This window comes from Halococcus saccharolyticus DSM 5350, from assembly GCF_000336915.1.
GTDB lineage: Archaea > Halobacteriota > Halobacteria > Halobacteriales > Halococcaceae > Halococcus > Halococcus saccharolyticus.
The window spans coordinates 320,705-346,479 of sequence record NZ_AOMD01000030.1 but is presented as its reverse complement, the minus strand read 5'-3'; the positions used below and the strand labels follow the sequence as shown (position 1 = coordinate 346,479).

Genomic DNA, 25,775 nt, shown 5'->3' with positions numbered 1-25,775 from the left:
CGCGCGACTCCTCATCGCGCCGTCGAGATCATGCCAGAGTCGTCAGGCCGGGGCGTCTGGCCGGTGCCGCCGACTGACTTGCTTCCACTTGTCGGTGGCGAAGCGGTAGTAGTTGAGCACCGCCGGGACCGTCGTCTCGGCGAGGAAGGCGAGATACAGCCCGTAGAGGCCGAGCGAGGTCGTCGCACCGAGGTAGGCGAAGGGGATGGCGACGCCGAAGATGCCGAGTGCTTGACTGTAGAAGGGCCAGCCGGTGTCGCCGCTCGCGTCGAGCGGGCCAGCAGCAGCCCCCGAAACGCCCTGGAGGACGATCGCGACACAGGCCGCCGTCACCAGCGACACCGCGACCGAGATCACGGTCTCGGAGCCGCCGCCGGCGAAGGTGGCGACGATGGGCTCGGCGAGCACGAAGACGATCGCGGCCGAGACGATGTAGACCGCGACCGCGAACCGGACGATCTCCCGACCGTACGCTTCTGCGGTCTCCTCGTGGCCGCTGCCGAGCGCCTGACCGACGAGACTGGAGGAAGCGAGGCCGAATCCCCAGCCGGGCGTGTTCATCAGCCCCCAGATCCGGCGTGCGATCACGTACGCCGCCACGACCTGCGGGCCGAACAGCGCGACGATCGCGAGCATCGGGAACTCCGCGACCGTCCAGACGAGGTTGCGGCCGATCACGGGGATCCCGATGTCGACGAGCTCGCGGACATCGGCGAGGTAGCTGCCCCGAGGATCGATCTGCACCGGGAGCTCGCCGATGACGGGGAGCCGCCCCGCGACGAGCCCGACCGCGAAGATGCCGGTCACGATCGCGTTCGAGAGCACAGTACCGAGCGCCGCACCGGCGACACCGAGATCGAGACCGAAGATCAAGGCTGCGTTGAGAACGGCGTTCGCGACCGCGCCGCCGGAACGGAGCATCATCGGTGTTCTGGCGTCATCGACGCCGAGGAACACCCGGCTCCCGATGAGGTTGAGCGCCGCAAAGGGGATGCCGAACGCGACGATCCGGAGGTAGGTCGCGCCGAGCGCGACCGCCTCGGCGTCGTTGCTCAGCAAGGCGACGAGATCGCCTCCGAAGACCCAGAAGATCGCGATGAGCGGCAACGTGAGCGCGACCACGACGGCGGCGCTCGATCGCACGGCCTGGTCGATCGCGCCGAGGCGCTTGGCCCCGTAGCGCTGAGAGACCAGGGCGATCGTCCCGGCGGCGATCCCGCCACCGGCGGCGAACGCGAGGCCCCAGAAAGGACTCGCGAAGCCCACGCCGGCGATACCGACGGAACCGACCGCGACGCCGACCATCGCGATGTCGACCGCGTTCTTCGACATCCGCGCGATACCGGTGAGAATACGCGGCCACGCGAGATCGGTCGTCCGGCGTGCCCGCTCCGATTCGATGAGATCGGCACGCACGAGCGCGAGACCGATATACAGTACGACTACTCTGATTGGGTTTGAAAGACGGACCACTACGAACGAAGGCTCTACTGGATGGGGGAATATAGGGCTTCCTTTCTTCTATTTCGATGCTCTATTTATCGTTACATACGCGAGAATGTTTCTGATTCGTGCTAGCAACCATCATGGTGTTTCGGTGGTCACGTAACTACCGAATAACGTGTCTGAGGAGGGTTTCACAGCGATCTACTGCAATCGCGCTGCGGACGGACGGTCGGCAGGAGTCGCACTCGACGAGACGAACGTGAGTAGTTCTGGATGTGTCTCTATATTGGATCATTGTGGGTTCCCATATGTACAAGCAAGAGGAGACTCACGAGAAGCCAAGAACCGACGACAACTCCAGTGACAACCCTCGGGACAACCACACTGGCGACAGCAGACACGACGACAGCTGCGAGTGCGAGAACCGTGAGCCACTTATAAAATCGTACGAAGTTCCGCTTCGTCAGATACCGATCACTGGAAGCAGTCTCTTCGATAGCCATTGCGCGTCCATAATGTGAGAACAGACCCATTCATTCTTTGGCCACTTTCAGGGCTCTGTATGGCCCCGTCCACCATTCAGGACCTGCTTCACGATACCAAGGATGTAGTCTTACTCTGAATGTTCCGCTCGTTGGATAGACACACAGATGTGCGAGGGAAATTCTATGCCACACTCGCCGAATAGACCACGACTGCTCGGCCCGACGGACGAAAGCGGTACCGAGGAAAATCCGATGACGCGATAGTCCGTAGCAATCGCCGGCGTCGTTACTGCGACGGCGGTTCGATGATGATCGTCTCGTCGACCGAGGCGTGCTGGAGGGCGACGCCGTGGCGAGTGTGGCGCGCGTGGGTTTCGGCCCACCGCCGCGCGGGACGTTCGGACAGGAACGCCTCGTGGTCCGGACAGCGACGACACTCCGCGAGCCACGGCGTCACGTCGTCGGGGAAATGGCCCGTATGTTGGCGGTGATCGAGCGCGAACTGTTCGAGCGCCCCGTTGCCGGCGTGGAGCTCGTCGAGTTCGTAGTCGAGGTCCCACTCGCGGTCACACCGACTGCACGCGACCGTGGGCGTGTCGTCGATTTCTCCCCTGGTGACGTCGGTGTCGCGTCGATCGGGCATGGATCGATCCACTGGCGCGACGGGCTTCGTCCCTCCGGTCCGTCACCGCGCTGGTCCCACCAGCGGGGGAGCTACGATGGACTCGGCGTCTGGACGTGCGAGATGTATCCCGTGAGATCGCTCGTCGTCACCATCCCGATGACGCCGTCGGGTTCGCTCACGACGGGCACGTGATGGAACCCGTGTTCGATCATCGCGTCCGCGATGTCGCGAATGGAGTCCTGGGGCGTGGCCGTCACGACGTCGGTGGTCATGTATCGCTCTACCGTGGTCTCGGCCTTCGGATGGCTCTCGGCGACGATCTCGACGTAATCGGTGGTGGTGACGATCCCCAGAAGCTGGTTGTCCTCGTCGACCACGAGGACTGAGCCGATCTCGTTGTCGAGCATCGTCCCCGCCACCTCCTCAACGAGCGTGTCCGGGGCGACCGTGTACAGATCGGTCGACATGAGCTGGCCCGCGAAAATATCGTCCATAGCTGTGAATGTCTCCGGCCCGTGATAAGTATTTATCATAGAAGATGAATAGAAACATTTGCCGGATTCCGGTTCGTAGCACGAGTCCTACCGAACGCTGTACTGGTCGTTCCCTTTGTCGAGCCAGAATCCTCGATCACCTCGTTCGTGTGCTGTACGACGGTTCGAAGGGATGGTTAGTTGGCTTCCCGATAGTGCCCGAGTCGTATTCAATCGTCAGCTGACGCCTTCGCACTAACACCCTCCGGCGGTCCGCCAGCCAGCCGCTCGCGGTCGTGTTCCGCGTCGAAATCGTGGTTCGGCCCCACCGCAACGATCCGTTTCGGGTTCAAGTCGGTGTGGGTTTCGTAGTAGTGCTCGGTGATGTGGTCCATGTTCACCGTTGCGGCCACGCCGGGCAACTGGTAGAGCTCCTTCAGGTAGTTCCAGAGGTTCGGATACTCCGCGATCTTCCTGACGTTACACTTGAAGTGGGTATGATACACGTCGTCGAACCGGATCAGCGTGGTGAACATGCAGACGTCGGCCTCGGTGAGCACGTCGCCGCAGAGGTAGCGCTGGTCGGCGAGCACGTCCTCCCAGTGATCGAGCGCGTCGAACAGCTCCGAGACCGCATCCTCGTAGGCGTCTTGGCTCCCGGCGAAGCCCGCACGGTAGACACCGTTGTTGATCGGCTCGTAGATCGCGTCGATGGTCTCGTCGATCTCGTCACGCTTGCCCTCCGGGTAGAGCGTTGCGTCGTTCGCGAACTCCTCGAAGGCGGTGTCGAGCATCCGCATGATCTCCTCGGACTCGTTGTTGACGATGGTGTCCTTTTTCTTATCCCAGAGCACGGGTACCGTCACGCGACCGGTCGCGTTCGGGTCGGCTGCGACGTACGCCTCCCGGAGGTAGTCGAACCCGTTCACGGTGTCGGGGGTCGCGCCCTCGCGCTCGGGGGTGAACTGCCAGCCGTCCTCGGCGCGGTAGGGATCGACCACGTCGACCGAGATCGTGTCTTCGAGTCCGCGCAGCGCGCGCGTCACGAGCGTGCGGTGGGCCCACGGACAGGCAAGGGAGACGTAGAGGTGGTAGCGCCCGGCCTCAGCCGGGAACTCGGCGTCCGAGTCCGGCTCGATCCAGTCCCGGAAGCTCGTCTCCTGACGATCGAACTCGCCGTCGTCGTTCGTGGACTCGTAGGCGTCGGATACCCACTCGCCGTCGATGAGTTGGTTCACGGCCACAGTACGGGTTCGGGACCCAAAGCCCCGTCGGCGACGTGTGTGGGCTGCGCACGCCGGCTTCGAAGGCTTTATTCGCGCCGTCGGCTTCCCGTCGGTAAGACCATGTCCGAGAAACCTGCCTCGATGTATCGGGAGATCTCGAAGCCTCCCTACACCCGCAAGGAGTACATCACTGGCATCCCCGGCTCGAAGATCGCACAGCACAAGATGGGCGACATCCGGGCCGATCCGGAGGATTACCCGGTCCAGATCAGCCTCTCTGTCGACGAGGAGATCCAGCTCCGCCACGGTGCGATGGAGTCCTCGCGACTGTCGGCGAACCGTCACCTGCTGAAGAACCTCGGGGAGGGCAACTACAAGATGATCCTCCGGAAGTTCCCCCACCACGTCCTTCGGGAGAACAAGCAGGCAACTGGCGCGGGCGCGGACCGTGTTTCCGATGGGATGCGCCAGGCGTTCGGCAAGCCCGTCGGCACCGCTGCACGGATCGACGCCGGCGAGCGCATCTTCACGATCTGGTGTGACGTCGACCAGGCCGACGTCGCGAAGGAGGCACTCCGGCGCGCGTACAACAAGATCGGCTCGCCGTGTGACGTCACCGTCGAGCGCGGCGAGGAACTCCTCGTCGCCTGAGCACTCCCCGAACCGTCCTCTTTTCGAACGCTTTTGTTCCTCGCCGGCCTCGATCCGCTATGCTCAGGCTGGCGGTCGCCACACGCGAAGAGACTTTCGAGCGGATGGCCGATCCGTTGGCCGATCGCGGGATCGACGCGCGGCACGTCCAGTGCGAGGAACGGACGACAGCGCTGACCGACCCGCCGAACGAGTTCAATGGGTTCGACGTCGGCTTCGTCCACCCTTCGCGGATTATGGAGGGCGGGGTCGCCGACGCGCTGCTCGACGTGCCTTGGGTCAACGATCGCGAAGCGATCCTGACCTCCCGGAACAAAGCCGACGTGATCGCGCGCCTGGCCCGTGCCGACGTCCCTGTACCCGACACAGTACTGATCTCGAACCCGGTCGACGACACCGCACTGGAGGCCGTCTTCGAGCGGTTCGACCCGCCTGTGGTGGTGAAACCGAACTCCACGACGCGCGGGACTGGGGTCGTGAAGGTCGGCGATCTCGATTCCTTCCTCGGGGTCGCGGACTACCTCGCGCTGGTGCACGACTACCAGGCGACCGGCGATCGATCCTTCCTCGTCCAGGAGTACATCCCGAATGCGACAGACTACCGCGCGATGTGTATCGATGGCGAGTACGTCGGCGCGGTCGAGCGCCGTCTACCCGACCCGGCCCGGAGCGTGGGGCGGTGGAAGCACAACGTCCACCGTGGGGCCGAGGCCGAGGGCGTCGACCTCTCGAACGATCTCCGCGATCTCGCCGAGCGAACCGCCGAGGAGCTGGGGATTCCGTGGCTCGGTGTCGATCTGCTCGTGACCGACGATCGCGTGGTAGTTTCCGAAACCAACGCCCGGCCGACGATCGACGACGAGACGAAGTACGAATCCGGATTCTATGACGACCTCGCGGCGCTCATCGAAGACCAGGTGTGACTAGCGGTGCGGCTACGGGGCGGCGCGGGCCTGGCGTCTCGACGAGCGAAGTGAGTCGAGGCTCAGGAGAGCTTGTTCTCCTGGTGGATGAAGGGTGAGTGAGCGGAGCGAGCGAGGGCTTCGGCGGTGCTGTGCGGTTGCGGAGGCGGAGGGCATGTGCAGCTCTACCGCGAGTGAACGGAGTGAGCGAGCGGGCCGAGAAACCCCCGAAGGGGGTGACGAGGCTTTTGGTCCAGATTTTGCCAGCGAGCGAGTGAGCGGCGCGAACGAGCGAGCGCAGCAAAAGGTGGGTGTTAGAGATCGATATCGGCAGAGGCGTCGGTGCGCTCGAAGACGACCTCCAAGACCCCGTTGTTGTAGGTCGCGTTCGCGGAGCGTTCGTCGACGCGGACGGGCAGCCGGACGCGTTCGGTGGTCTCGCGGCGGTCGCCGGCAGCGTCGATCGTGAGCCGCTGGCCGTCGCAGGTGAGATCGATCGACTCCTTGTCGACACCAGGCAGGTCCGCGACGACGCGCACGTGATCCTCGTCTTCGTAGACGCTGACGTGGGGATCGGTGCCGCCGACGGTGTCGGTCTGGATGTTGACGTCGCCGCCGACCATGTCGTTCATCATCCGTTCGATCTCGTCGAAGATATCCCCGAATGGATCACGGTCGTCACGGTCATCACGGTCGTCCCGTCTCATGGACATCGGTAGGTCAGGACGGGACAAAAGGGTTCGCGTCAGAACCCCATGTCGAGCGCGTCGTCGGTGGTGGCGACGCTTTCGGCCGCGTCGGCGGAGCCCGTGACCGCGCGGATCGCGTCGACGTTCTCGGGTACGACGTCGGACTCTTGATGAATGGCCTGGAACAGGTAGAGGTCGTCGTCTTCTACAGTAATTGATTCGCCCCAGATGCAGTTCTCCCAGAGGTCGCCGCGCGGCCGGCCGGCGTCGAGCGCGAACTCCTTCAGCGCGCCCGCGCCGTCGATGTCGAGGCGTTCGGGGATCACGAACAGGCGGGACTCGTCACGGAGGAGGTCGCGGACTGCGTCGGCGGTCGCGTCGGAGTCGAGCGTGACGTTGATCGAGTGGGTGTGCATCAGCGTTGCTGGCACTTTCAGCCCCAAGGTATCGATCGCGAGGTCGGGGAAGATCGTCTTGACGTCGGGACCGTGGTGGGAGGGCAGCGTCCGTGGGTTCGGCAAGATGTCGTTGATCGGACCGCGGCCGCTCTGGGCGGGATCGCCGCCGCGCCGGACGAGCGTCGCGCGCACCTTCTCGATGCCGTACTCCTCTTCGAGCGGGGCGACCAATCGCGATAGTCCCGTAGTGTTGCACGAGACCACACGGACGTGGTCAGCCCCGGCGGCGTCGGCGTAGTTCGCGCGCGCGTTGAAACTCGTGTCCACGAGGTCTTCGTCTTCGCCGCCCTGGTAGAGCGCAGGCGTGTCGTGCTCCTCGTAGAGGGACTTGTTCTCCGCGCCGATCCCCGACGGTGTGGCGTCGACCATCACGTCCGCCGTCTCGACGAGTTCCTCGACCATCCCGGCGAGGTCGATCCCCGCCTCTCCGAACTGGTCGGCGCGCTCCTCGACAGCGGCGTAGAGCGGAAAGTCCTTCGCGACTGCGCGCTCAGCCTCGAAGTTCGGACGGGTTTTCGCCACGCCGGCGACTTCCATATCCGGCTGGGCGCGGACCGCGTCCGCGACGCGTTTGCCGATGGTACCGTAGCCGTTGACCCCGACTCGGAGCATGATCGGCCCTGCACGGGCGAGCGGAATAACCGTTTCGAGCGCCGGCCGAAAGCCTAACGCGGTCGGGTCCCCACCGTCGGGCATGAGCCAGGAACGGGAACGTGGGGAGGGCGAGGGGGCGCTCTCGACCGCGGCCGAAACGGCGGTCAACCAGTGTCTCGCGCTCAGACCGAACGAGTCGTGTGTGGTGGTCACCGACGACAAGCGTCGCGCGATCGGAGAGGCGCTGTACGACGCCGCACGCGACCTGACCGAGGACTGCGTGGTCGCGTGCTATCCGCCGGGCGAACAACACGGGACCGAACCGCCAGCCCCCGTCGCGGCCGCCATGCGGGGGGCCGACGTCGTACTCTGTCCGACGACGAAGAGCTTGAGTCACACGCGAGCTCGCTCGCGCGCGAACGAGGTCGGCGCGCGGGTCGCCACCCTCCCTGGAATCACCGAGGACGTCTTTCGAACGGGGCTCGACACCGACTACCGCGAGATCGAGCAGTGCTGTGAGGAGATCCACGACACGGTCGCCGACGCGGCCGAAATCCGCGTGACGTCGCCGGCTGGCACCGACATCACGTTCGAGCCGGGTGACCGTGAGTGGCTCAAAGATACTGGAATCGTCCACGAGCCCGGCGCGATGTCGAACCTTCCCGCCGGAGAAGTGTTCGTCAGCCCCGAAACCGCCGATGGAACGTACGTCGTCGACGGCACGATGATGCCCCACGGCCTGCTCGATCGCGAGCTCGAATTCGAGGTCGAAGACGGCTCCGTGACCGAGGTATCCGACGACGCGATCCACGACCAGATCGAGAACGCCGCCGACGAGGTCGGCGAGGACGCCTACAACCTCGCCGAGCTCGGTATCGGCACCAATCTCGCCGTCACGGAGCTCGTGGGGTCGGTCTTGCTCGACGAGAAAGCGGCTGGGACTGTGCATATCGCGATCGGCGACGACCACGGCATCGGCGGCGACGTCGAAGCGCCGCTCCACCTCGACGGGATTCTCCGCGAGCCGTCGGTTTACGCCGACGGCGAGAAAGTGGAACTTCCGCAATAGTGCGAGCGGCGAAGCCGTCTCGCGCGGCCCGCGAGAAGACGGTAACACCGTGAGACGGCGCGAGAATGGCGCTGCCGGAATCGTCACTCGGAGGGTCACGGTTCGTAGAGTACGCGGACGGAAACGCCGAAGAGGTGGCAGCGTTGCCGGTAGCTGGGGGGTTCTTTGGGCTGGCCATCCCCGTTCGATGCATCGATCATGGAAGCAGCCATCTTTCGCGGTCCCGGCGACGTTCGCATCGAGACCACTCCCGATCCCGAGATCGAGGCGTCGACGGACGCCGTCGTCCGCATCACCCACACGGCGATCTGTGGCTCGGACCTCTGGTTTTATCGGGGCGAGCGCGACCTTTCCGAAGGCTCACCCATCGGCCACGAACCGATGGGAGTCGTCGAGGCGGTCGGCGATGACGTCCGTCACGTCGAGCCGGGCGACCGGGTGCTCGCACCGTTCTCGATCTCCTGTGGCGAGTGTGAGTTCTGCCGGAAAGGGCTCTACACGTCCTGTGCCCGCGATCTGTCGTGGGGTGAGGACGGTGGCGGCGCACAGGGTGAAAAAGTCCGCGCGCCGTACGCCGACGGGACGCTCGTCCGGGTTCCCGACCGGTACGCGAACGACGAGGACGCGCTCGAAGCCCTTCTCCCGCTCACGGACGTGATGGGGACCGGCCACCACGCCGCCGTCAGTGCGGGTGTCGGCGCTGGCGACACCGCCGTGGTCGTCGGGGATGGCGCGGTCGGGCTCTGTGGCGTACTCGCCGCACAGCGTCTCGGGGCGGAGCGGATCGTCGCGATGGGCCACCACGAAGACCGCCTCGACATCGCGGAATCGTTCGGCGCGACCGAGGTCGTCTCGGCCCGCGGCGAGGACGCGATCGAGGAAGCACGCGAACTCACAGCGGGCGGCGCGAACCACGTGCTCGAATGTGTGGGCGCGGAGTCCTCGATGGAGACCGCCGCCGCGGTCGCCCGCCCGGGCGGGACGATCGGCTACGTCGGCGTCCCGTTGGGCGTCGAGAGCACCGGTTTCCTCGGCACGATGTTCGGCAAGAACGTCTCGCTTCAGGGTGGCGTCGCTCCCGTTCGTGCCTACATCGACGAGCTGATGGCCGACGTTCTCCAGGGTACGCTTGACCCGTCACCCATCTTCACGAAGACCGTCGGTCTCGACGGCGTCCCCGAGGGGTATCGGGCGATGGACGAGCGCGAGGCAGTGAAGGTCATGGTGAAACTCGACTGAGACGGGCCGACTGTCTCCCGAGTCACACCGGACGCTTTTACACACTCACGAAGTAGCGGTAGACATGAGCGAAGCTACAGAGCGCGTCGCGGTCGCCTGTCCGTCGTGTTCGCCCGCGGAGCCGGTCGTTCACGAAGTGCTGAAACCGGGCGGTCAGACTACGGTGCGGTGTACCGAGTGCAGCCACACCCACAAGACCAAAATCGAGGAACCAGAGACCGTCGAGTGCGACGTGATCGTCTCCCAGGACGGCGAGTCCTTTGCGACCGCGACCGACGTTCCCGCGGGCGAGTCGCTCGCCGAGGGCGAGGAGTTCGTCCTCGACACGCCCGAGGCCCTTCTCACAGTCAGGATCACCAGCCTCGAAGTCGGTGACGACCAGCGCCCCGAGAGCGCCACTGCCGAGGACATCGACACGATCTGGACCCGCGTCGTCGGGAACGTCGGCGTCGACGTGACGCTCAATCCCCAAGACGGTCGTGACGAGACCCGGAGCATCGAACTTCGCGTACCTGGCGATTACGAGTTCACGGTCGGCGAGCGCGAGGACCTCGCCGACGAGACCTTCACAGTGAAGGGGATTCACCTCCGGGCGGACGCAACGGGCTACGGTTTCGATCGGCTCGATCACGAGGAGGACATGGCGTTCGCGAAGGACATCGATCGGCTCTACGCCGACGACGAGTCCTCGAGCGCGTGGTCGGTCTGGTGAGATGACCGACCCGGCGGTCCAGCGCGAGCGCCTGGTCGATCGGCTGGAGCGACAGGGCCGGATCGAGCGCGAGACGACTCGCGAGGCACTCCTCCGCGTGCCGCGCCACGAGTTCGTTCCGGAACGCCGCCAGGAGAGCGCCTACGCCGACCGGCCGCTCCCGATCGGCGAGGATCAGACCATCAGCGCACCCCACATGGTCGCGATGATGACCGATCTGCTCGGGCTCGAACTCGGCGATCGCGTGCTCGAAATCGGTACCGGCTGTGGCTACCACGCCGCAGTCACGGCTGCGGTGGTCGGGGCCAGAAACGACGACACCGAGCCCAGAGACGACGACACCGAGGGCGGGGACGACGTCGGCGAAGTCTACAGCGTCGAGTTCCACGAACCGCTCGCCGCGGCCGCCCGCGAACGCCTCGACAGGCTGGGATATCCCGTCCACGTGCGGGTCGGCGACGGCCACGCGGGCTGGCCTGAGGGCGCACCTTACGACGCCGCCTACCTCACCTGCGCCGCGGCCGACCTCCCCGAACGCGTCGTCGAGCAGGTCGAACCCGGCGGTCGGATCGTCGCCCCCATCGGCCAGGGACGACAGACGCTCGTGCGCGCGACCAAACGGGCCGACGGCGGGCTCGATCGCGAGCGCCACGGTGGCGTGCGGTTCGTCCCGATGCAGTCGGAGTGAGTGCCCCGGAGCGTTGGTTCATCGTCGACCCGGCGTCGAGAGGGAGTCGGCAGTCCGGTGGCCGGACAGTTCTCGCGGTCGACGTGTGTGGCGGCACTGTCGCGCAGTTCAAGACGATCGAGGGGGAATTTTAGCCATGGATACCGCGATGCTTCGCGACGACATGGTCGCGGGCCTCGAACACGAGAGCAAGGCCGTCGTCGAGAGCGAACGGGTGAGCGCCGCGATGCGGACGGTCCCCCGCCACGAGTTCGTCGACGACGCGGCCGCGTACGCCGACCACACGCTCGAACACGCGGGGACGCGCGTTCTCGCACCGAGCACCGCTGCACGGCTCGTCGAGGCGCTCGCACCCGAGTCAGGCGATCGAGTGTTGGTCGTCGGTGCTGGCGTCGGCTACACCGCCGCGATCTGCGCGGCGATCGCGGGCGAGCACAACGTCCACGCGGTCGATATCTCGCGCCGACTCGTGATCGACGCCCGCCGCAATCTCGCGCGTGCGGGCTACGACGGCGTGCTCGTCGATCGACGCGACGGCACACACGGACTAGCGGAGTACGCCCCGTTCGACCGGATTCTGGTCGAAGCCGCCGCCGTCCGCCCGCCGCGCGCGCTCGAAGACCAGCTCGCTGCCGATGGTCGTCTCGTCCTCCCCGTCGGCACGCACGATCAATCGCTCGTCGCGGTCGAGGGCGGAACCACGGAGCGCTTCGGTCCGGTATCGTTCGCCCCGCTGCTCGTCGAGGGCGAACAGTCGGATACCGTCGAGCGAAACCGAACCCATCGGGAGGACCGCGAGCGGGCGGAACGGACCGCACAGCGCCGCACCGGCTGGGAACACGATTGGATCGACTGGGAGTAGTCGTCGTTGCTGCCTCGTCCATCCGGACGCACGAATGCGATAGTCACCCTCGTGGTTCACCCTCGTACCTTCGATCAACCAATCCATCATTCCTGACAGCATCCGTACCGTGGAAACACCCCACATTCGCGCGATGTTCCCCGGCTGCAATATTATTTCAATAGATATTGAAGCTAATTATCCAGCCTAGAACGTGAACAGCCAGCAACTACGATCGAATCGATAGTAAACGTAAGTAATTGGCCAGAACGGGTATTTTACGAATGCCTAATGAACAGGTGATGCCGCGCAACGGAGCACGAGGCGATAGCGATAGCACAGGCGAAGGCGTTCGAACGAACCGCCGTACGTATCTGAAGGCCGCCGGAGCGGCCGTGGCGTCGGTACCGCTGCTCGCTGGGGAGGGGGCAGCGGAGTCGCGTCACGGAATCAGCTTCGACAACGTCGTCGACATGGTCGATGACGCCGGCTGTGATCCGAACGGCAACAGCGCGTGTGACGGCAAGCTGCAGTCGGCCGCGGGCAGCAACACGCTGCTCAAGTTCCCGTCTGGTACCTACAAGTTCAACGGCAAGAACGCGCTCAACGGGTACGACAACTTCGGGATCGTCGGCGAGGGCGACGTCACGTTCGTCGTCTCCGGCGGGTTCGACGACAAACTTCTGACAATCAACAACGGCAACGGGCTGCTGATCGAGAACATTACCGTCGACCAGAACGGCGCAACCCCGTTGGTACAGTGTGCCCCGGACGACAACCTCCAGGTCCACGGTCTCTCGATCGTCGGTCAGGGTCGGGCGTCGAGCGACTCCGCGTCCGACGCGTTCGCCGCGGCCGTCCGGTCGTCCGGTGGCCAGGGCGTCGTTTCGAACCTCACCGCGAACAACGCTGGCAAGATGGGTGCGTACGCCCGGACGGGTATCTGGGTCGGCAGCAACCACAAAGGGACACTCACCCTTCGTAACTGCAACGTCGAAGGGTTCTCGAACAACGGTGTGTACGCCAGCCGGACACCCGGCGTCGTCCAGATCGAAGGCGGCACCTACAAGAACAACGACCTCTCACAGGTCCGAATCGGCAGCTCCGGCAGCTACGTCGACGGTGCCACCATCGAGACCGACCTCTCCGACAGCAACAGTCCGAACCCGGGCGACATGCTCAACGGTTCGGGGATCCGGCTCGAAAGCGACCGTGGCGGCTCGGGCGCGGAGGTCCGTAACTGTGACGTCCGCGTCGGCCCCGAAGTCAACGCCGACGGCGGGATCCAGATCTTCGGGAACTACCCCTCGTTCAGTATCAAGAACACCCGCGTGGAGTTCAACCCGGATCAGGCGTACGCGATCCGCGGCAAGTCGCCCAACGGGTCGGGCGGCGATGTCGGCGGGACGCTCCAAAACGTAAGCGTCACGGGCAACGCTTCCAGTGCGGTCGGCGTTCTCATCGAAGATCGGCCGAACACCACGATCGAGGACAGCTGCATCCAGCAGACCGGCGGCGGTCGCGTCGGTATCGCGCTCCACAACTGTGACGGCAGCCGAGTGGCCAACACCACCGTCAACGCGAGCGCACAGGCGGTTCGAGTGAAGAGCGGCAACGTGAATCTCAGCAACATCCAGGAGAGCGGGACCTGTCCCGCACCGAGCCTCGGCTCGTCGAACTACACCGGTAGCTCGTCGTCGGGCTCCGACGGGTCGTCAGATGACTCTTCGAGCGAGGATTCCTCGTCCGACTCGTCCTCGAACGACGATTCGAGTGATTCGTCGTCCGACAGTTCGTCCGAGGACTCCTCGTCGAGTGACGGCTCCTCGGAGGATTCGTCGAGCAGTTCATCGGACGAAGAATCCAGTGACGATGGTTCGTCGGATAGCGACTCCTCGGAAAGCTCATCGGATGAGGCTTCGGGCGACTCGTCCGACGATTCCTCGTCGGGCAACTCCGATGGTGCCGGGTCGGACGACGAACTGAGCGGCAACATCGACGAATCGGACGTGCCCGAACCGTCCGACAGCGCGAACTTCGTCGTCACGGACACTGACACGTCCGGCGGCCGCATTCCCTACGAGCTCGCGACGAGCGGCGATCTCGAAAAGGCAAAAACCGGCGGGGCAACCGCGGACGACAACGATAACATCTCGGGGAACACCGCTTCGGGCGGCGTCAACGAGTGGCGCGACAGCTACGAGTACGAGGGTGAGATCGTCGAACTCGAAGTCGACGACCGTGCGATCCTCAAGCTCGATGCGAGCGCGCAGACGATCAAGGTGATCGGCAAGGAGAGCACTGGCCCGACGGACTACTCCCTCGAAGTCAGCGGCGAACTCGAACACGCAGACAGCTCGGGCGACCCAATCTCGGACGACGGCCAGTCGGTCGAAGGTGGCGTCGGTTCCTCTCGCGACGTCTACAACTACACCGGCCGGCTGCTTCAGGCCTCGGTCGAGGACTCGGTCTCGATCACCACTCAGCCTGAATCGCTCGACAACTAATCGTCCGCGTCCCCGCTGCGCTTCAGTCGGTGGCCCTTCCTGCTGACGTTCGATCGACGTTTCGATTCCGCTGATCCACAACGATTCGGATCAGCGACGAGAACGACACCGTTCGCCTCCGGTAGTTGCTGTCTGCTCGATCGTTTCGAGAGGGATCACACGCCTATTCATAGTGGATAACCTATCGATGCACCTCTCGTTACCGTGCCATCGTTCGTTACCGATCAACGACGCTCACGAATCGGCGTCAGCAGAAAGCGCCCGAGGCGGGATTTGAACCCGCGTCACGACCGTGACAGGGTCGTATGATGGGCCACTACACCACCCGGGCAAGCGACATCCATTCGTTATCCGGAGACGCCCTTAAGGGTTTCCAAACCGATCCAGTACTTTCCGAGAGAGCCCGAAACGCTATGTTCCCCCCGACCGTCGGTGCAGCTACGATCGATTCGACGATCTCGAACCGAACGGGCGGGTCCGAGCTGCGCTTGCCAGCCCACGCTGGCGGCGTTGACAACGCTTAAGTCGCCCCACGGCGTAGGCCCTGTAGTATCTCGTGATAGCCACTTCTCCCCCGGCCAGACACACATGGTGGACGTAGGTCAGCACACACTCGTTCCCGAGCACACGATCGTCGAGGACGATTCCGAGATCGACGAGGTGCTCGACGAGTACGACATCAGGCGCACCGACCTTCCGAAGATCAAACGAACCGATCCGGCACTCCCCGACGACGCCGCCGCGGGCGACGTGATCCGAATCGTGCGGGACTCCCGAACGACCGACCAGGCGGTCGTATACCGACTCGTGGTAGAATGAACAGGCAAGACAGGCGTTCGATCTCGCGGGAGTACTTCTCCCGGGAGCGGCTCGCAGAGCATCATTTCCGGTCGTTCAACGCGTTCCTCGGCCGCGGAATGCAGCAGGTGGTCGACGAGAAAGAGACCATCGACACCGACATCGGCGACAAGGAGGGCGAGGAGCCAGTCTACGTCGAGCTTGGCGACGTACGGGTCGTGACACCTCGCGTCCGCGAGGCCGACGGCAGCGAGGAACGACTCTACCCCCAGGAAGCTCGCCTCCGAAACATCACCTACGCCGCACCCGTCTTCATGGAGATGGCGGTCGTCGTGGGTGGCGAAGAGGAAGAAGAGCGCGTCGTCGACACCGCCGAGACCCAGATCGGGCGGCTCCCGATCATGGTCGGTTCGGACAAGTGTAACATCGCCGATGCGACCGACGAGGAGCTGATCGAACTCGGTGAGGACCCCGCCGATCCGGGTGGGTACTTCATCGTGAATGGCTCCGAGCGCGTCCTGATGACCAGCGAGGACCTCGCGCCGAACAAGATCCTCGCGGAGTACGACTCGAAGTACGGCGACGAGATTCAGGTCGCCAAGACGTTCAGCCAGCGCCGCGGGTATCGGGCGCTGGTGCTCTGTGAGCGCAACCGGGAGGGGCTGCTCGAAGTCAGCTTCCCCTCGGTGTCGGGGAGCATCAACTTCGTGACCCTCGTCCGGGCGCTCGGGCTCGAATCCGACGAGGAGATCGTCCACCGGGTCAGCGACGATCCCGAGATCGTGAAGTTCATGCTCGAAAACCTCGAGGCGGCCGAGGTCCAGACCGAGGAGGCCGCGATCGAGGACCTCGGCGAGCGGGTCGCGTCGGGCCAGGGCAAGAACTACCAGTTGAAGCGCGCGAACTACGTCATCGACCGGTATCTCCTGCCACATCTCCACGAGGAGGGCGTTCCGGACGAAGAGACCCGGATCAACAAGGCGTTCTACCTCTGCCGGATGGCCGAGGCGTGCTTCGAGCTTGCCTTGGGGCGGCGTGAATCCGACGACAAGGACCACTACGCCAACAAGCGCCTCAAGGTGTCGGGCGACCTGATGACCGACCTGTTCCGGACGGCGCTCAACAAGCTCGCACGCGACGTGAAGTACCAGCTGGAGCGGGCGAACATGCGCAACCGGCAGCTCTCAGTTAACACCGTCGTTCGGTCTGACGTGCTAACCGAGCGGCTCGAACACCCGATCGCAACCGGGAATTGGGTCGGTGGACGCTCGGGCGTGAGTCAGCTCGTCGATCGGACCGACTACATGGGCGTGCTCTCGCACCTCCGGCGGCTCCGCTCGCCGCTCTCGCGGAGTCAGCCTCACTTCGAGGCGCGGGACCTCCACGCCACCCAGTGGGGGCGGATCTGTCCCTCCGAGACGCCGGAGGGGCCGAACTGTGGCCTCGTGAAGAACTTCGCGCAGGCGATGGAGCTGTCCCAGGACATCGAGGACGAACAGGGACTCAAACGAGAGCTGGCGTCGATGGGTGTCGAGGGGATCCCCGGCATCGAGGGCGTCACCCCGAGCGCTGATTGAGATGAGTCAGGCACGCGACGCGAAAGTCTACGTCAACGGCAGCCTGGTCGGCACGCACGACCAGCCCGAACAGCTCGCCCACCAGGTCCGCGAGGCACGACGCCGCGGGGACGTGGCCGAGACGGTGAACGTCTCGGTCAAGGGTCGCACCAACGAGGTCATCATCAACGCCGACGCCGGCCGAGCGCGACGACCGCTCATCGTGGTCGAAGAGGGCGAACCGCTCATCACCGAGGAGGAAGTCGAGACGCTCACCGACGGCGACACCGAGTTCGAAGACCTCGTCGATCGGGGCTACATCGAATTCATCGACGCCGAGGAGGAGGAGGACATCCTCGTGGGCGTCGACGAAGGCGACCTCACCAAGGACCACACCCACCTCGAAATCGACCCGCAGCTCATCTTCGGGATCGGTGCGGGGATGATTCCCTATCCCGAGCACAACGCCTCGCCCCGGATCACGATGGGTGCGGGGATGATCAAACAGTCGCTCGGGCTGCCGAGCGCGAACTACCGGATCCGGCCGGACACCCGCCAGCACCTGCTGCACTACCCGCAGCTCTCGATGGTCAAGACCCAGACCACCGAACAGATCGGGTACGACGACCGCCCCGCGGCCCAGAACTTCGTGGTTGCCGTGATGAGCTACGAGGGATTCAACATCGAGGACGCGCTCGTGCTCAACGAGGGGTCGGTCGACCGCGCGCTCGCACGCTCGCACTTCTTCCGGACGTACGAGGGCGAGGAGCGACGGTATCCCGGCGGTCAGGAGGATCGCTTCGAGATGCCCGACGACGACGTGCGCGGTGCACGCGGCGAGGAGGCGTACACCCACCTCGACGAGGACGGTCTCGTAAACCCCGAAACCACGGTCGACGAGAGCGCCGTGTTGCTCGGCAAGACCTCGCCGCCACGGTTCCTGGAGGAGCCCGACGACATGGGTGGCCTCTCACCACAGAAGCGCCGCGAAACATCGGTGACGATGCGCTCGGGCGAGTCGGGCGTCGTCGATACCGTGACGCTGATGCAGGGCGAGGACGGCTCGAAACTCTCGAAAGTCTCGGTTCGCGATCAACGGATTCCCGAACTCGGCGACAAGTTCGCGAGCCGGCACGGTCAGAAGCTGTCTCTTATACACATCTCNTGTGTATAAGAGACAGTCACCGAGGAGGGCGTCGTCCCTGATCTGATCATCAACCCGCACGCGTTACCGTCGCGGATGACGGTCGGCCACGTCCTCGAAATGCTCGGCGGCAAGGTCGGCTCCCTCGAAGGGCGACGGGTCGACGGCACGGCGTTCACCGGCGAAGACGAGGAGGAACTCCGCGGCTCGCTCGAAGAGCACGGGTTCGACTCCAGCGGGAAGGAGATCATGTACTCCGGCGTCACCGGCGAGAAGATCGATGCCGAGATCTTCGTCGGGACCATTTTTTACCAGAAGCTCTACCACATGGTCTCGAACAAGATCCACGCCCGGTCGCGGGGTCCGGTCCAGGTGCTGACGCGCCAGCCGACCGAGGGGCGCGCCCGCGAGGGTGGTCTCCGGGTCGGCGAGATGGAACGCGATGTCCTGATCGGGCACGGCGCGGCGATGGCGTTGAAGGAGCGCCTGCTCGACGAATCCGACCGGGAGTTCGTCTACGTCTGCGGTGAGTGTGGGATGAGTGCGGTCGAGAACGTCGAGCAGCGTCGGGTGTACTGCCCGAACTGTGGGGAGGAGACCGAGATCCACGAGATCGAGATGAGCTACGCGTTCAAACTCCTGCTCGACGAGATGAAGGCGCTGGGGATCGCCCCGCGGCTCGAACTCGAGGACGCGGTCTGAGGATCACTACCGACTACACATGAGCACGAACGCAACACCAAAGGAGATCGGTGCGATCGACTTCGGGCTGATGAACCCGGAGGAGTACCGCGAGATGAGCGCGACGAAGATCATCACCGCCGACACCTACGACGACGACGGCTACCCCATCGACATGGGGCTGATGGACCCTCGGCTCGGCGTGATCGATCCCGGTCTGGAGTGTAAGACCTGCGGCCAGCACTCGGGGTCGTGTAACGGCCACTTCGGCCACATCGAACTCGCCGCGCCCGTGATCCACGTCGGGTTCACAAAACTAATGCGGCGGCTGCTCCGAGGAACCTGCCGGGAGTGTTCGCGGCTCCTGCTCGACGAACAGGAGCGCAACGAGTTCGCGAACCGGCTCCAGCGGGCGCGCGAGCTCGACGACGACATCAACGACGTGACGAAGGCCGCGATCCGTCAGGCGCGAAAGAAGGATCGATGTGCGTACTGTGGCGAGGAGCAGTACGACATCCAACACGAGAAGCCGACGACGTACTACGAGGTCCAGGACGTTCTCACGGCGGAGTACCCCGAACTGATCGCCGAGGCGATGCAGCCCGACGAGGAGTCGGACGATCCCGGGAGTTCGCCACAGCAGCTCGCCGACGAGACCGACATCGACCTCTCGCGGATCAACGACATTCTCGGTGGGGAGTTCCGGCCACGCGAGGCCGACCGCGAGGCGATCGAGCGCGCGCTCGACGTCGACCTCACCGAGGAGGACATGAACAAGCTGATGCCGAGCGACATCCGGGACTGGTTCGAGGCGATCCCGGACGAGGACGTCGCGGTGCTCGGGATCGACCCCGAGCGCTCGCGCCCGGAGTGGATGATCCTGACTGTCCTCCCCGTGCCGCCGGTCACCGCCAGGCCGTCGATCACGCTCGACAACGGCCAGCGAAGCGAGGACGACCTGACGCACAAGCTGGTGGACATCATCCGGATCAACCAGCGGTTCATGGAGAACCGCGAGGCCGGTGCGCCCCAGCTCATCATCGAGGACCTCTGGGAGCTGCTCCAGTACCACGTCACGACGTTCATGGACAACGAGATCTCCGGCACGCCGCCCGCGCGCCACCGTTCGGGTCGGCCACTCAAGACCCTCTCCCAGCGGCTGAAGGGCAAGGACGGCCGGTTCCGAGGTAGTCTCTCGGGCAAGCGCGTGAACTTCTCGGCGCGGACGGTGATCTCGCCGGACCCGACGCTCAGTCTGAACGAGGTCGGGGTTCCAGAACGGGTCGCCAGCGAGATGACCCAGACGATGAACGTCAACGAGCGCAACATCGAAGAGGCGCGCCAGTACGTTCGCAACGGCGCAGAGACCCATCCCGGCGCGAATCGGGTCATCCGACCCGACGGCAAGGTGATGAAGATCCTCGACCAGGCAAAAGAAGAGCTCGCCGAGCGGATCGAACCCGGCTGGCAGGTCCAGCGCCACCTCTCGGATGGGGACATCGTGATCTTCAACCGCCAGCCGTCGCTCCACCGAATGAGTATCATGGCCCACGAGGTCGTGGTGATGCCGTACAAGACGTTCCGGCTCAACACGGTGGTCTGTCCGCCGTACAACGCCGACTTCGACGGCGACGAGATGAACATGCACGCCCTCCAGAACGAGGAGGCGCGTGCGGAGGCCCGCGTGTTGATGCGGGTCCAAGAGCAGATCCTCTCGCCGAAGATGGGCGAGAACATCATCGGCGCGATTCAGGATCACATCAGCGGGACCTATCTCCTCACCCACGACGACCCCGAGACCGGGGGACTCCCGCGGTTCAACGAGACACAGGCGCTCGATCTCCTGCGGGCGACGGCGGTCGACGGGCTGCCCGACCCCGACGGCGAGGAGGACGGAAAGCCGTACTGGACCGGCCGGACGATCTTCTCCGAACTCCTGCCCGGCGGGCTCGACCTCGAGTTCAGCTCGTCGACCGGCGATACGGTCGTGATCGAGGACGGCCAGCTCATCGAGGGAACCGTCGACGAGGACGCCGTCGGAGCGTTCGGCGGCGAGGTCGTCGACAGCATCGTGAAAAAGCACGGTGAGACCCGTGCTCGGGTGCTCATCAACGAGGTCGCGTCGCTCGCGATGCGCGCGATCATGCACTTCGGGTTCTCGATCGGGATCGACGACGAGTCGATTCCGGCGGCAGCCGAGACCCAGATCGACGAGAGCATCGACAACGCTTACGAGCGGATCGACGAGCTCATCACCACCTACGAGAACGACGAGCTCGAATCGCTGCCCGGACGGACGGTCGACGAGACCCTCGAGATGAAGATCATGCAGACGCTCGGGAAGGCTCGTGACTCCGCCGGCGACATCGCGGAGGACCACTTCGCGGAGGACAACCCCGCGGTCGTCATGGCCGAGTCGGGTGCGCGTGGCTCGATGCTCAACCTCACCCAGATGGCGGCCTGCGTCGGTCAGCAGGCGGTCCGTGGCGAACGGATCAATCGCGGATACGAGGACCGCACGCTGAGTCACTACAAACCCGACGATCTCTCGGCGGAGGCCCACGGGTTCGTCGAGCACTCCTATCGCGGCGGGCTCACGCCCCGGGAGTTCTTCTTCCACGCGATGGGTGGCCGCGAGGGGCTGGTCGACACTGCGGTCCGGACCTCGAAATCGGGCTACCTTCAGCGCCGGCTGATCAACGCGCTCTCGGAGCTCGAAACCCAGTACGACGGCACCGTCCGGGACACCAACGACAACATCGTCCAGTTCGAGTTCGGCGAGGACGGCACCAGCCCGGTGAAGGTTTCCTCCGATACCGAGAACGAGGTCGACGTCGAGGCGATCGCGGACGACGTGCTCGCCGCGGAGTTCGAGGACGACGGCGAGGCGTTCGTCGCCGAGCCGACGACCAATCTCTCGGAGGCTGCCGACGACCGGATGGCCGACGACCGAACCGACACGCCGATCGAAGTGCCACAGGTGAACGATGACTGAGATCACGAGCGGGATCGAGTCGACGGTCGAGGGGACCGATCTCCCGAAACGACTCAAGGACGAAGTGTACGCGACGATCGAGGACCGCGAGGTGACGGCCGAGGAGGCCGGCGAGATCGCGGCCGCTGTCGAGGAGCGGTATCTCGACACCCGGGTCGACCCGCTCGATCCCGTCGGCACCGTGTCGGCCCAGTCGATCGGCGAGCCCGGCACCCAGATGACGATGAACACGTTCCACTACGCGGGCGTGGCGGAGATCGACGTCACCCAGGGGCTGCCGCGGCTGATCGAACTCGTCGACGCCCGAAAGACTCCCGACACGCCGATGATGACGGTCCATCTCGACGGGGAGTACGCGACCGATCGCGAGAAAGCCCACGAGGTGGTATGGGCGATTGAGGCGACACGGATCCTCGCGCTCGGGGACGTCTCGACCAACGTCGCGGACATGCTCGTGCAGATCGATCTGAACGAGCAGACCTTGGAAGAGCGGATGATCACGCCGGAAGAAGTCGCCGAGATCATCGAGGACAGTCTCGGCGTCGACGTCGTCCAGTCGGGGACCACCGTCGAGTTCGGTCCCGACCAGCCGAGCTATCGCGATCTGCTCCAGCTCGTCGAGGAGCTGCGCGAGATCGTGTTCAAGGGGATCGACGAGGTTTCACGGGTCGTGATCCGGAAGGAAGAGCTCGACGAGGGCGAGGAGTTCGTGCTCTACACCGAAGGATCGGCGTTCGGCGACGTGCTCGACATCGAGGGTGTCGACGCCTCGCGGACGACGTGCAACAACATCCACGAGATCCACCGGAACCTCGGGGTCGAGGCCGCGCGCGAGACCATCATCGAGGAGACGATGGACACGCTCGAAGAGCAGGGGCTCGGCAACGTCAACATCCGCCACCTCATGCTGGTCGCAGACATCATGACCACCGAGGGGACGATCGAGTCGATCGGCCGCCACGGCATCTCGGGCTCGAAGGACTCGGTGCTCGCCCGCGCCGCCTTCGAGGTCACGGTGAACCACCTGCTCGACGCGGCGGTCCACGGCGAGATCGACGATCTCAACGGTGTGACCGAGAACGTGATCGTCGGCAAGCCGATCAAGCTCGGCACTGGCGACGTCAATCTCCGGATGGGTGGCGCGAGCGGCGGTGCCGGCGGCGCGGACGACAGTCGCGCCGACTGATCCCCTCGGTCGACCGTATCGACGACTCACCAGCCGTACTCATGGACGATAGCGTGTCAACGACGGATTTTCCCACATCGGCCGTCGAGCGAGGGTACCAATGCGCGTGACGCTCTCGGACGCGGCGCGCCGTCACATCGCGCTGTTCGAGGACGTCACGGATGCGACCGCGGTCGACTGCCTGTTCGACGATACGAACGATCGAATCTGTTTTCTGGTGACGGCCGGCGAGATAGCCGACGCGATCGGCCCCGACGGCCAAACGGTCGAGAAAGTCGAACAGCGCCTCGGCCGGCAGGTCACTCTCGTAGAGAACGCCGACACGCCCGAGGCGTTCGTCGCCAACGCGCTCGCGCCCGCCGCAGTGTACAACGTCACGATCAGCGAGAATCGGGATACGGTGGCCTATGCGGAGGTCGATCGAGCCGACCGGGGCGTGGCGATCGGCGCGGACGGCCGACGGATCGAGACCGCGCGTCGCCTGGCGAAACGGCACTTCGACATCGACGACATCGAACTGGCGTGAGACAGTACTGTGGAAGAGAATCCGACCGAGGTGGGCGACCTCGGAGAATGTGGTGGACTGAAATGCGAGACGAACGCGACTGCTGGCACAAATGAGAAACCGCCACCGCTCCACAGACTGCACCACACGCCTCCCCAGCTGATTCGCTCGTTCGTTTACACTCACTCGCTTATCCCTCGCACGAGCGGGCGCGCCTCTGCACCGCAGCGCTCCCGCCGCGCGCCAACCGTATCCATACCGACGAACCACGTCGCTACTGACGAACCGTGTCCGCACCGACGAGCACGCCGCGTCGGCACGACCACTCGAACCCCGAAAAGGGAGGCTTAAGTGTGCCCGTCGGATAATCGACCCATATGGCCAACGGCAAGTACGCGGCGCGGAAACTCAAGAAGGACCGCCAGAGCCACCGGTGGTCCGACTCGGAGTACGCCCGGCGGGAGCGCGGGCTGCGCGAGCAGTCGGACCCGCTCGAAGGAGCCCCCCAGGGGCGCGGTATCGTGCTCGAAAAGGTCGGTATCGAGGCAAAGCAGCCGAACTCCGCGATCCGCAAATGTGTGCGGGTCCAGCTCATCAAGAACGGCAAGCAGGTTTCGGCGTTCTGTCCCGGCGATGGCGCGATCAGCTTCATCGACGAACACGACGAAGTCACGATCGCGGGGATCGGCGGCGCGAAGGGCCGTGCGATGGGTGACATCTCGGGCGTGAACTACAAAGTCGAGAAGGTCAACGGCGTGAGCCTGATCGAACTCGTCCGCGGGAACGCGGAGAAGCCGGTGCGATAATGTCGGCCGAAGAGGACGCCCCCGAGCCGGAGAAACCCGCCGGGACTGACGAGGAGAGCGAGACCGACGCGAAGCTGTTCGAGCGCTGGGAAGTCACGGGATTCGAGTACAACGACCCCTCGACCAAGCGCTACATCACGGTCACTCCTGTGGAGCACACGATGGGTCGCCACGCCGGCAAACAGTTCCAGAAGAGCGAGGTCTCGATCGTCGAGCGACTGATCAACCGGCTGATGCAGACCGACTCGAACACCGGCAAGAAACAGCAGGCCACCCGGATCGTCCGAAAGGCGTTTGAGGAGGTCCACGACCGGACCGACGAGAACCCGATCCAGGTGCTCGTCACCGCTGTCGAGAACGCCGCCCCGCGCGAGGAGACCGTCCGGCTGAAGTACGGCGGGATCTCGGTGCCCCAAGCCGTCGACGTCGCCCCCCAGCGCCGGGTCGACCAGGCGCTGATGTTCCTCGCAGAGGGCGCGTACAACGCGTCGTTCAAATCGCCAACCGACGCTCACGAGGCGCTCGCCGACCAGCTTACCGGCGCGGCGAACTACGATGTCCAGACGTACGCGGTCAACCAGAAAGAGGAAAAAGAGCGCGTCGCGGCCGCGGCTCGCTGATCCGGTCGGAATCGGATTTCGGTTCGGCCGTCAGATTTCTTGTTTTCGGCTGACGAACAGCGACGGTCTCAGTCGGCAGCGTAGTTCGACCGAGTCGCGTACTCACGGGTTGCTTCAACCAGTGCGCGTCGGTACTCGCCCGCGTCGGGATCGGTCCCGAGGTCCCGGAAGCGGCGCTTGAACGCCGCGAGTTCGATCCCGACGGCGTCGTTCGCGGCGGCGTGAGCGAGGTCGTACAATCGGTGATCGTCGTCGATACAGTCGTGGCGTTCGAGGAGCGCGAGCGCGAACGCCGCGTTGACTGCGGTGATCTCCGGGTCGGCCGCCGGCGTGAGTCGCGTCCACGACGGGGGGTCCGCCGGACGATCCGCGAGCGCGGCCGCGAGGCTCGATTCCAGAAACGCCACCAAGCGGTCGGCGGGAGCCACTGTGAGCGTGATATCGTCGGCGTAGATGTCCTTCATGTGGTTGGCGATCTGATAGCAGTGTGAGAGGGTCCGCCGCTCGACCGAGTGGCCCGCGAGCGCGAGATAGAGCGCTTCCCGCGTCGACTGGACGTGTGAGGGGTGGTCGGTTTCGTGGCGGCGCATGTGCGAATACTCGTGGAGCGCGAGCGGGCGCGCCATCGCGGAGTTTGCCGCCTGACGAGAGATGTTGAGTACGTGATGGTCGTCGTAATGGGCGGTCCACGTCCGCGAGTCGGGGTTGTCGCGAACGTGGACGTTGACCGGGAGATCGAGGTCGTGTTCGGTCGTGAAGAGGTCGCGCGCGCCGAGGAACGGTTCGGTCGGGCCGGCAGACTGCACGCGAACGTCCATGTGTATTCATCACAGGGCGGGGCAGGTATGACTCTTGTGCCGGCGAATATCACAGCCGCGT

22 protein-coding genes, 1 tRNA gene and 1 pseudogene are annotated in these 25,775 nt (G+C 64.7%); 16 read left to right on the top strand and 8 right to left on the bottom strand.

Annotated features, from left to right (window positions below; translation table 11 throughout):
- Positions 1–42: 42 nt before the first annotated feature.
- The 4 genes from C449_RS15355 to C449_RS15340 all read right to left on the bottom strand — a co-directional run bounded on the left by C449_RS15355 (position 43) and on the right by C449_RS15340 (position 4,267).
- Entirely contained in the window at positions 43–1,416 is a 1,374-nt protein-coding gene (locus tag C449_RS15355; RefSeq protein WP_006078957.1) for an MATE family efflux transporter, read from the bottom strand.
- 801 nt (positions 1,417–2,217) lie between these two features.
- Positions 2,218–2,574, bottom strand: coding sequence for a hypothetical protein (locus C449_RS15350; RefSeq protein WP_006078956.1), 357 nt, complete (start codon positions 2,572–2,574; stop codon positions 2,218–2,220).
- 71 nt (positions 2,575–2,645) lie between these two features.
- Entirely contained in the window at positions 2,646–3,050 is a 405-nt protein-coding gene (locus C449_RS15345) for a CBS domain-containing protein (RefSeq protein ID WP_006078954.1), read from the bottom strand.
- 209 nt (positions 3,051–3,259) lie between these two features.
- A complete protein-coding gene (locus tag C449_RS15340) occupies positions 3,260–4,267 on the bottom strand; it encodes a glutathione S-transferase family protein (RefSeq protein WP_049914310.1) in 1,008 nt (335 codons plus the stop codon).
- A gap of 108 nt (positions 4,268–4,375) precedes the next feature.
- Between C449_RS15340 and C449_RS15335 the strand changes: the two genes are divergently transcribed.
- Together C449_RS15335 and C449_RS15330 are read left to right on the top strand one after the other, a co-directional pair.
- Entirely contained in the window at positions 4,376–4,906 is a 531-nt protein-coding gene (locus tag C449_RS15335; protein WP_006078952.1) for a 50S ribosomal protein L16, read from the top strand.
- A 59-nt stretch (positions 4,907–4,965) separates the two neighbouring features.
- Positions 4,966–5,829, top strand: coding sequence for an ATP-grasp domain-containing protein (locus tag C449_RS15330; RefSeq protein ID WP_006078951.1), 864 nt, complete (start codon positions 4,966–4,968; stop codon positions 5,827–5,829).
- A gap of 293 nt (positions 5,830–6,122) precedes the next feature.
- On the opposite strand, the gene C449_RS15325 is transcribed toward C449_RS15330, so the two are convergent.
- Entirely contained in the window at positions 6,123–6,515 is a 393-nt protein-coding gene (locus C449_RS15325; RefSeq protein ID WP_006078950.1) for an Hsp20/alpha crystallin family protein, read from the bottom strand.
- A 38-nt stretch (positions 6,516–6,553) separates the two neighbouring features.
- Entirely contained in the window at positions 6,554–7,567 is a 1,014-nt protein-coding gene (locus tag C449_RS15320; RefSeq protein ID WP_049914357.1) for a type II glyceraldehyde-3-phosphate dehydrogenase, read from the bottom strand.
- Positions 7,568–7,649: 82 nt separating this feature from the next.
- Here C449_RS15320 and C449_RS15315 point away from each other — a divergent pair, with 82 nt between their 5' ends.
- From C449_RS15315 to C449_RS15290, 6 genes are all read left to right on the top strand, one after another.
- Positions 7,650–8,618, top strand: a complete 969-nt coding sequence (locus C449_RS15315; protein WP_006078948.1) for an aminopeptidase — start codon at positions 7,650–7,652, stop codon at positions 8,616–8,618.
- A 198-nt stretch (positions 8,619–8,816) separates the two neighbouring features.
- Positions 8,817–9,857, top strand: a complete 1,041-nt coding sequence (locus C449_RS15310; protein WP_006078947.1) for a zinc-dependent alcohol dehydrogenase family protein — start codon at positions 8,817–8,819, stop codon at positions 9,855–9,857.
- Between the two features lie 64 nt (positions 9,858–9,921).
- Positions 9,922–10,569 carry an HVO_0476 family zinc finger protein gene (locus C449_RS15305; protein WP_006078946.1) on the top strand — a complete coding sequence of 216 codons (648 nt, stop codon included), beginning with the start codon at positions 9,922–9,924 and terminating at the stop codon, positions 10,567–10,569.
- Between the two features lies 1 nt (position 10,570).
- Positions 10,571–11,257 (top strand): protein-L-isoaspartate(D-aspartate) O-methyltransferase, encoded by a 687-nt coding sequence (locus C449_RS15300; protein WP_006078945.1) that lies wholly within the window; start codon positions 10,571–10,573, stop codon positions 11,255–11,257.
- A gap of 136 nt (positions 11,258–11,393) precedes the next feature.
- On the top strand, positions 11,394–12,119 hold the full coding sequence (locus C449_RS15295) for a protein-L-isoaspartate O-methyltransferase family protein (protein WP_006078944.1): 726 nt from the start codon (positions 11,394–11,396) through the stop codon (positions 12,117–12,119).
- A 281-nt stretch (positions 12,120–12,400) separates the two neighbouring features.
- Positions 12,401–14,605 (top strand): hypothetical protein, encoded by a 2,205-nt coding sequence (locus C449_RS15290; RefSeq protein WP_006078943.1) that lies wholly within the window; start codon positions 12,401–12,403, stop codon positions 14,603–14,605.
- A 258-nt stretch (positions 14,606–14,863) separates the two neighbouring features.
- Here the strand turns inward: C449_RS15290 and C449_RS15285 are convergent.
- Positions 14,864–14,936 (bottom strand) — tRNA-Asp (locus C449_RS15285).
- Positions 14,937–15,193: 257 nt separating this feature from the next.
- Between C449_RS15285 and C449_RS15280 the strand changes: the two genes are divergently transcribed.
- From C449_RS15280 to C449_RS15245, 8 genes and pseudogenes are all read left to right on the top strand, one after another.
- Positions 15,194–15,424, top strand: coding sequence for a DNA-directed RNA polymerase subunit H (locus tag C449_RS15280; RefSeq protein WP_006078942.1), 231 nt, complete (start codon positions 15,194–15,196; stop codon positions 15,422–15,424).
- The gene (locus C449_RS15275; RefSeq protein WP_049914308.1) at positions 15,421–16,980 is read left to right on the top strand and encodes a DNA-directed RNA polymerase subunit B''; all 1,560 of its coding nucleotides are present in this window, start codon (positions 15,421–15,423) and stop codon (positions 16,978–16,980) included. Before C449_RS15280 ends, C449_RS15275 begins: the two co-directional genes overlap by 4 nt.
- Before the next feature lies 1 nt (position 16,981).
- Positions 16,982–18,805, top strand: a pseudogene (rpoB, locus tag C449_RS15270) (DNA-directed RNA polymerase subunit B).
- A gap of 19 nt (positions 18,806–18,824) precedes the next feature.
- The gene (locus C449_RS15265; protein ID WP_006078940.1) at positions 18,825–21,779 is read left to right on the top strand and encodes a DNA-directed RNA polymerase subunit A'; all 2,955 of its coding nucleotides are present in this window, start codon (positions 18,825–18,827) and stop codon (positions 21,777–21,779) included.
- Positions 21,772–22,965 carry a DNA-directed RNA polymerase subunit A'' gene (rpoA2, locus tag C449_RS15260; RefSeq protein WP_006078939.1) on the top strand — a complete coding sequence of 398 codons (1,194 nt, stop codon included), beginning with the start codon at positions 21,772–21,774 and terminating at the stop codon, positions 22,963–22,965. The genes C449_RS15265 and rpoA2 overlap by 8 nt, the downstream gene beginning before the upstream one ends.
- 100 nt (positions 22,966–23,065) lie before the next feature.
- Positions 23,066–23,491, top strand: coding sequence for a NusA-like transcription termination signal-binding factor (locus C449_RS15255; protein ID WP_006078938.1), 426 nt, complete (start codon positions 23,066–23,068; stop codon positions 23,489–23,491).
- Positions 23,492–23,847: 356 nt separating this feature from the next.
- Positions 23,848–24,276, top strand: coding sequence for a 30S ribosomal protein S12 (locus tag C449_RS15250; protein ID WP_005045278.1), 429 nt, complete (start codon positions 23,848–23,850; stop codon positions 24,274–24,276).
- Complete coding sequence (locus tag C449_RS15245) at positions 24,276–24,896, top strand: 30S ribosomal protein S7 (RefSeq protein WP_006078937.1); 621 nt, start codon at positions 24,276–24,278, stop codon at positions 24,894–24,896. Before C449_RS15250 ends, C449_RS15245 begins: the two co-directional genes overlap by 1 nt.
- Positions 24,897–24,964: 68 nt before the next feature.
- Here C449_RS15245 and C449_RS15240 read toward each other — a convergent pair whose 3' ends face one another.
- Entirely contained in the window at positions 24,965–25,714 is a 750-nt protein-coding gene (locus C449_RS15240; RefSeq protein ID WP_006078936.1) for a DUF5781 family protein, read from the bottom strand.
- Between the last annotated feature and the right edge of the window lie 61 nt (positions 25,715–25,775).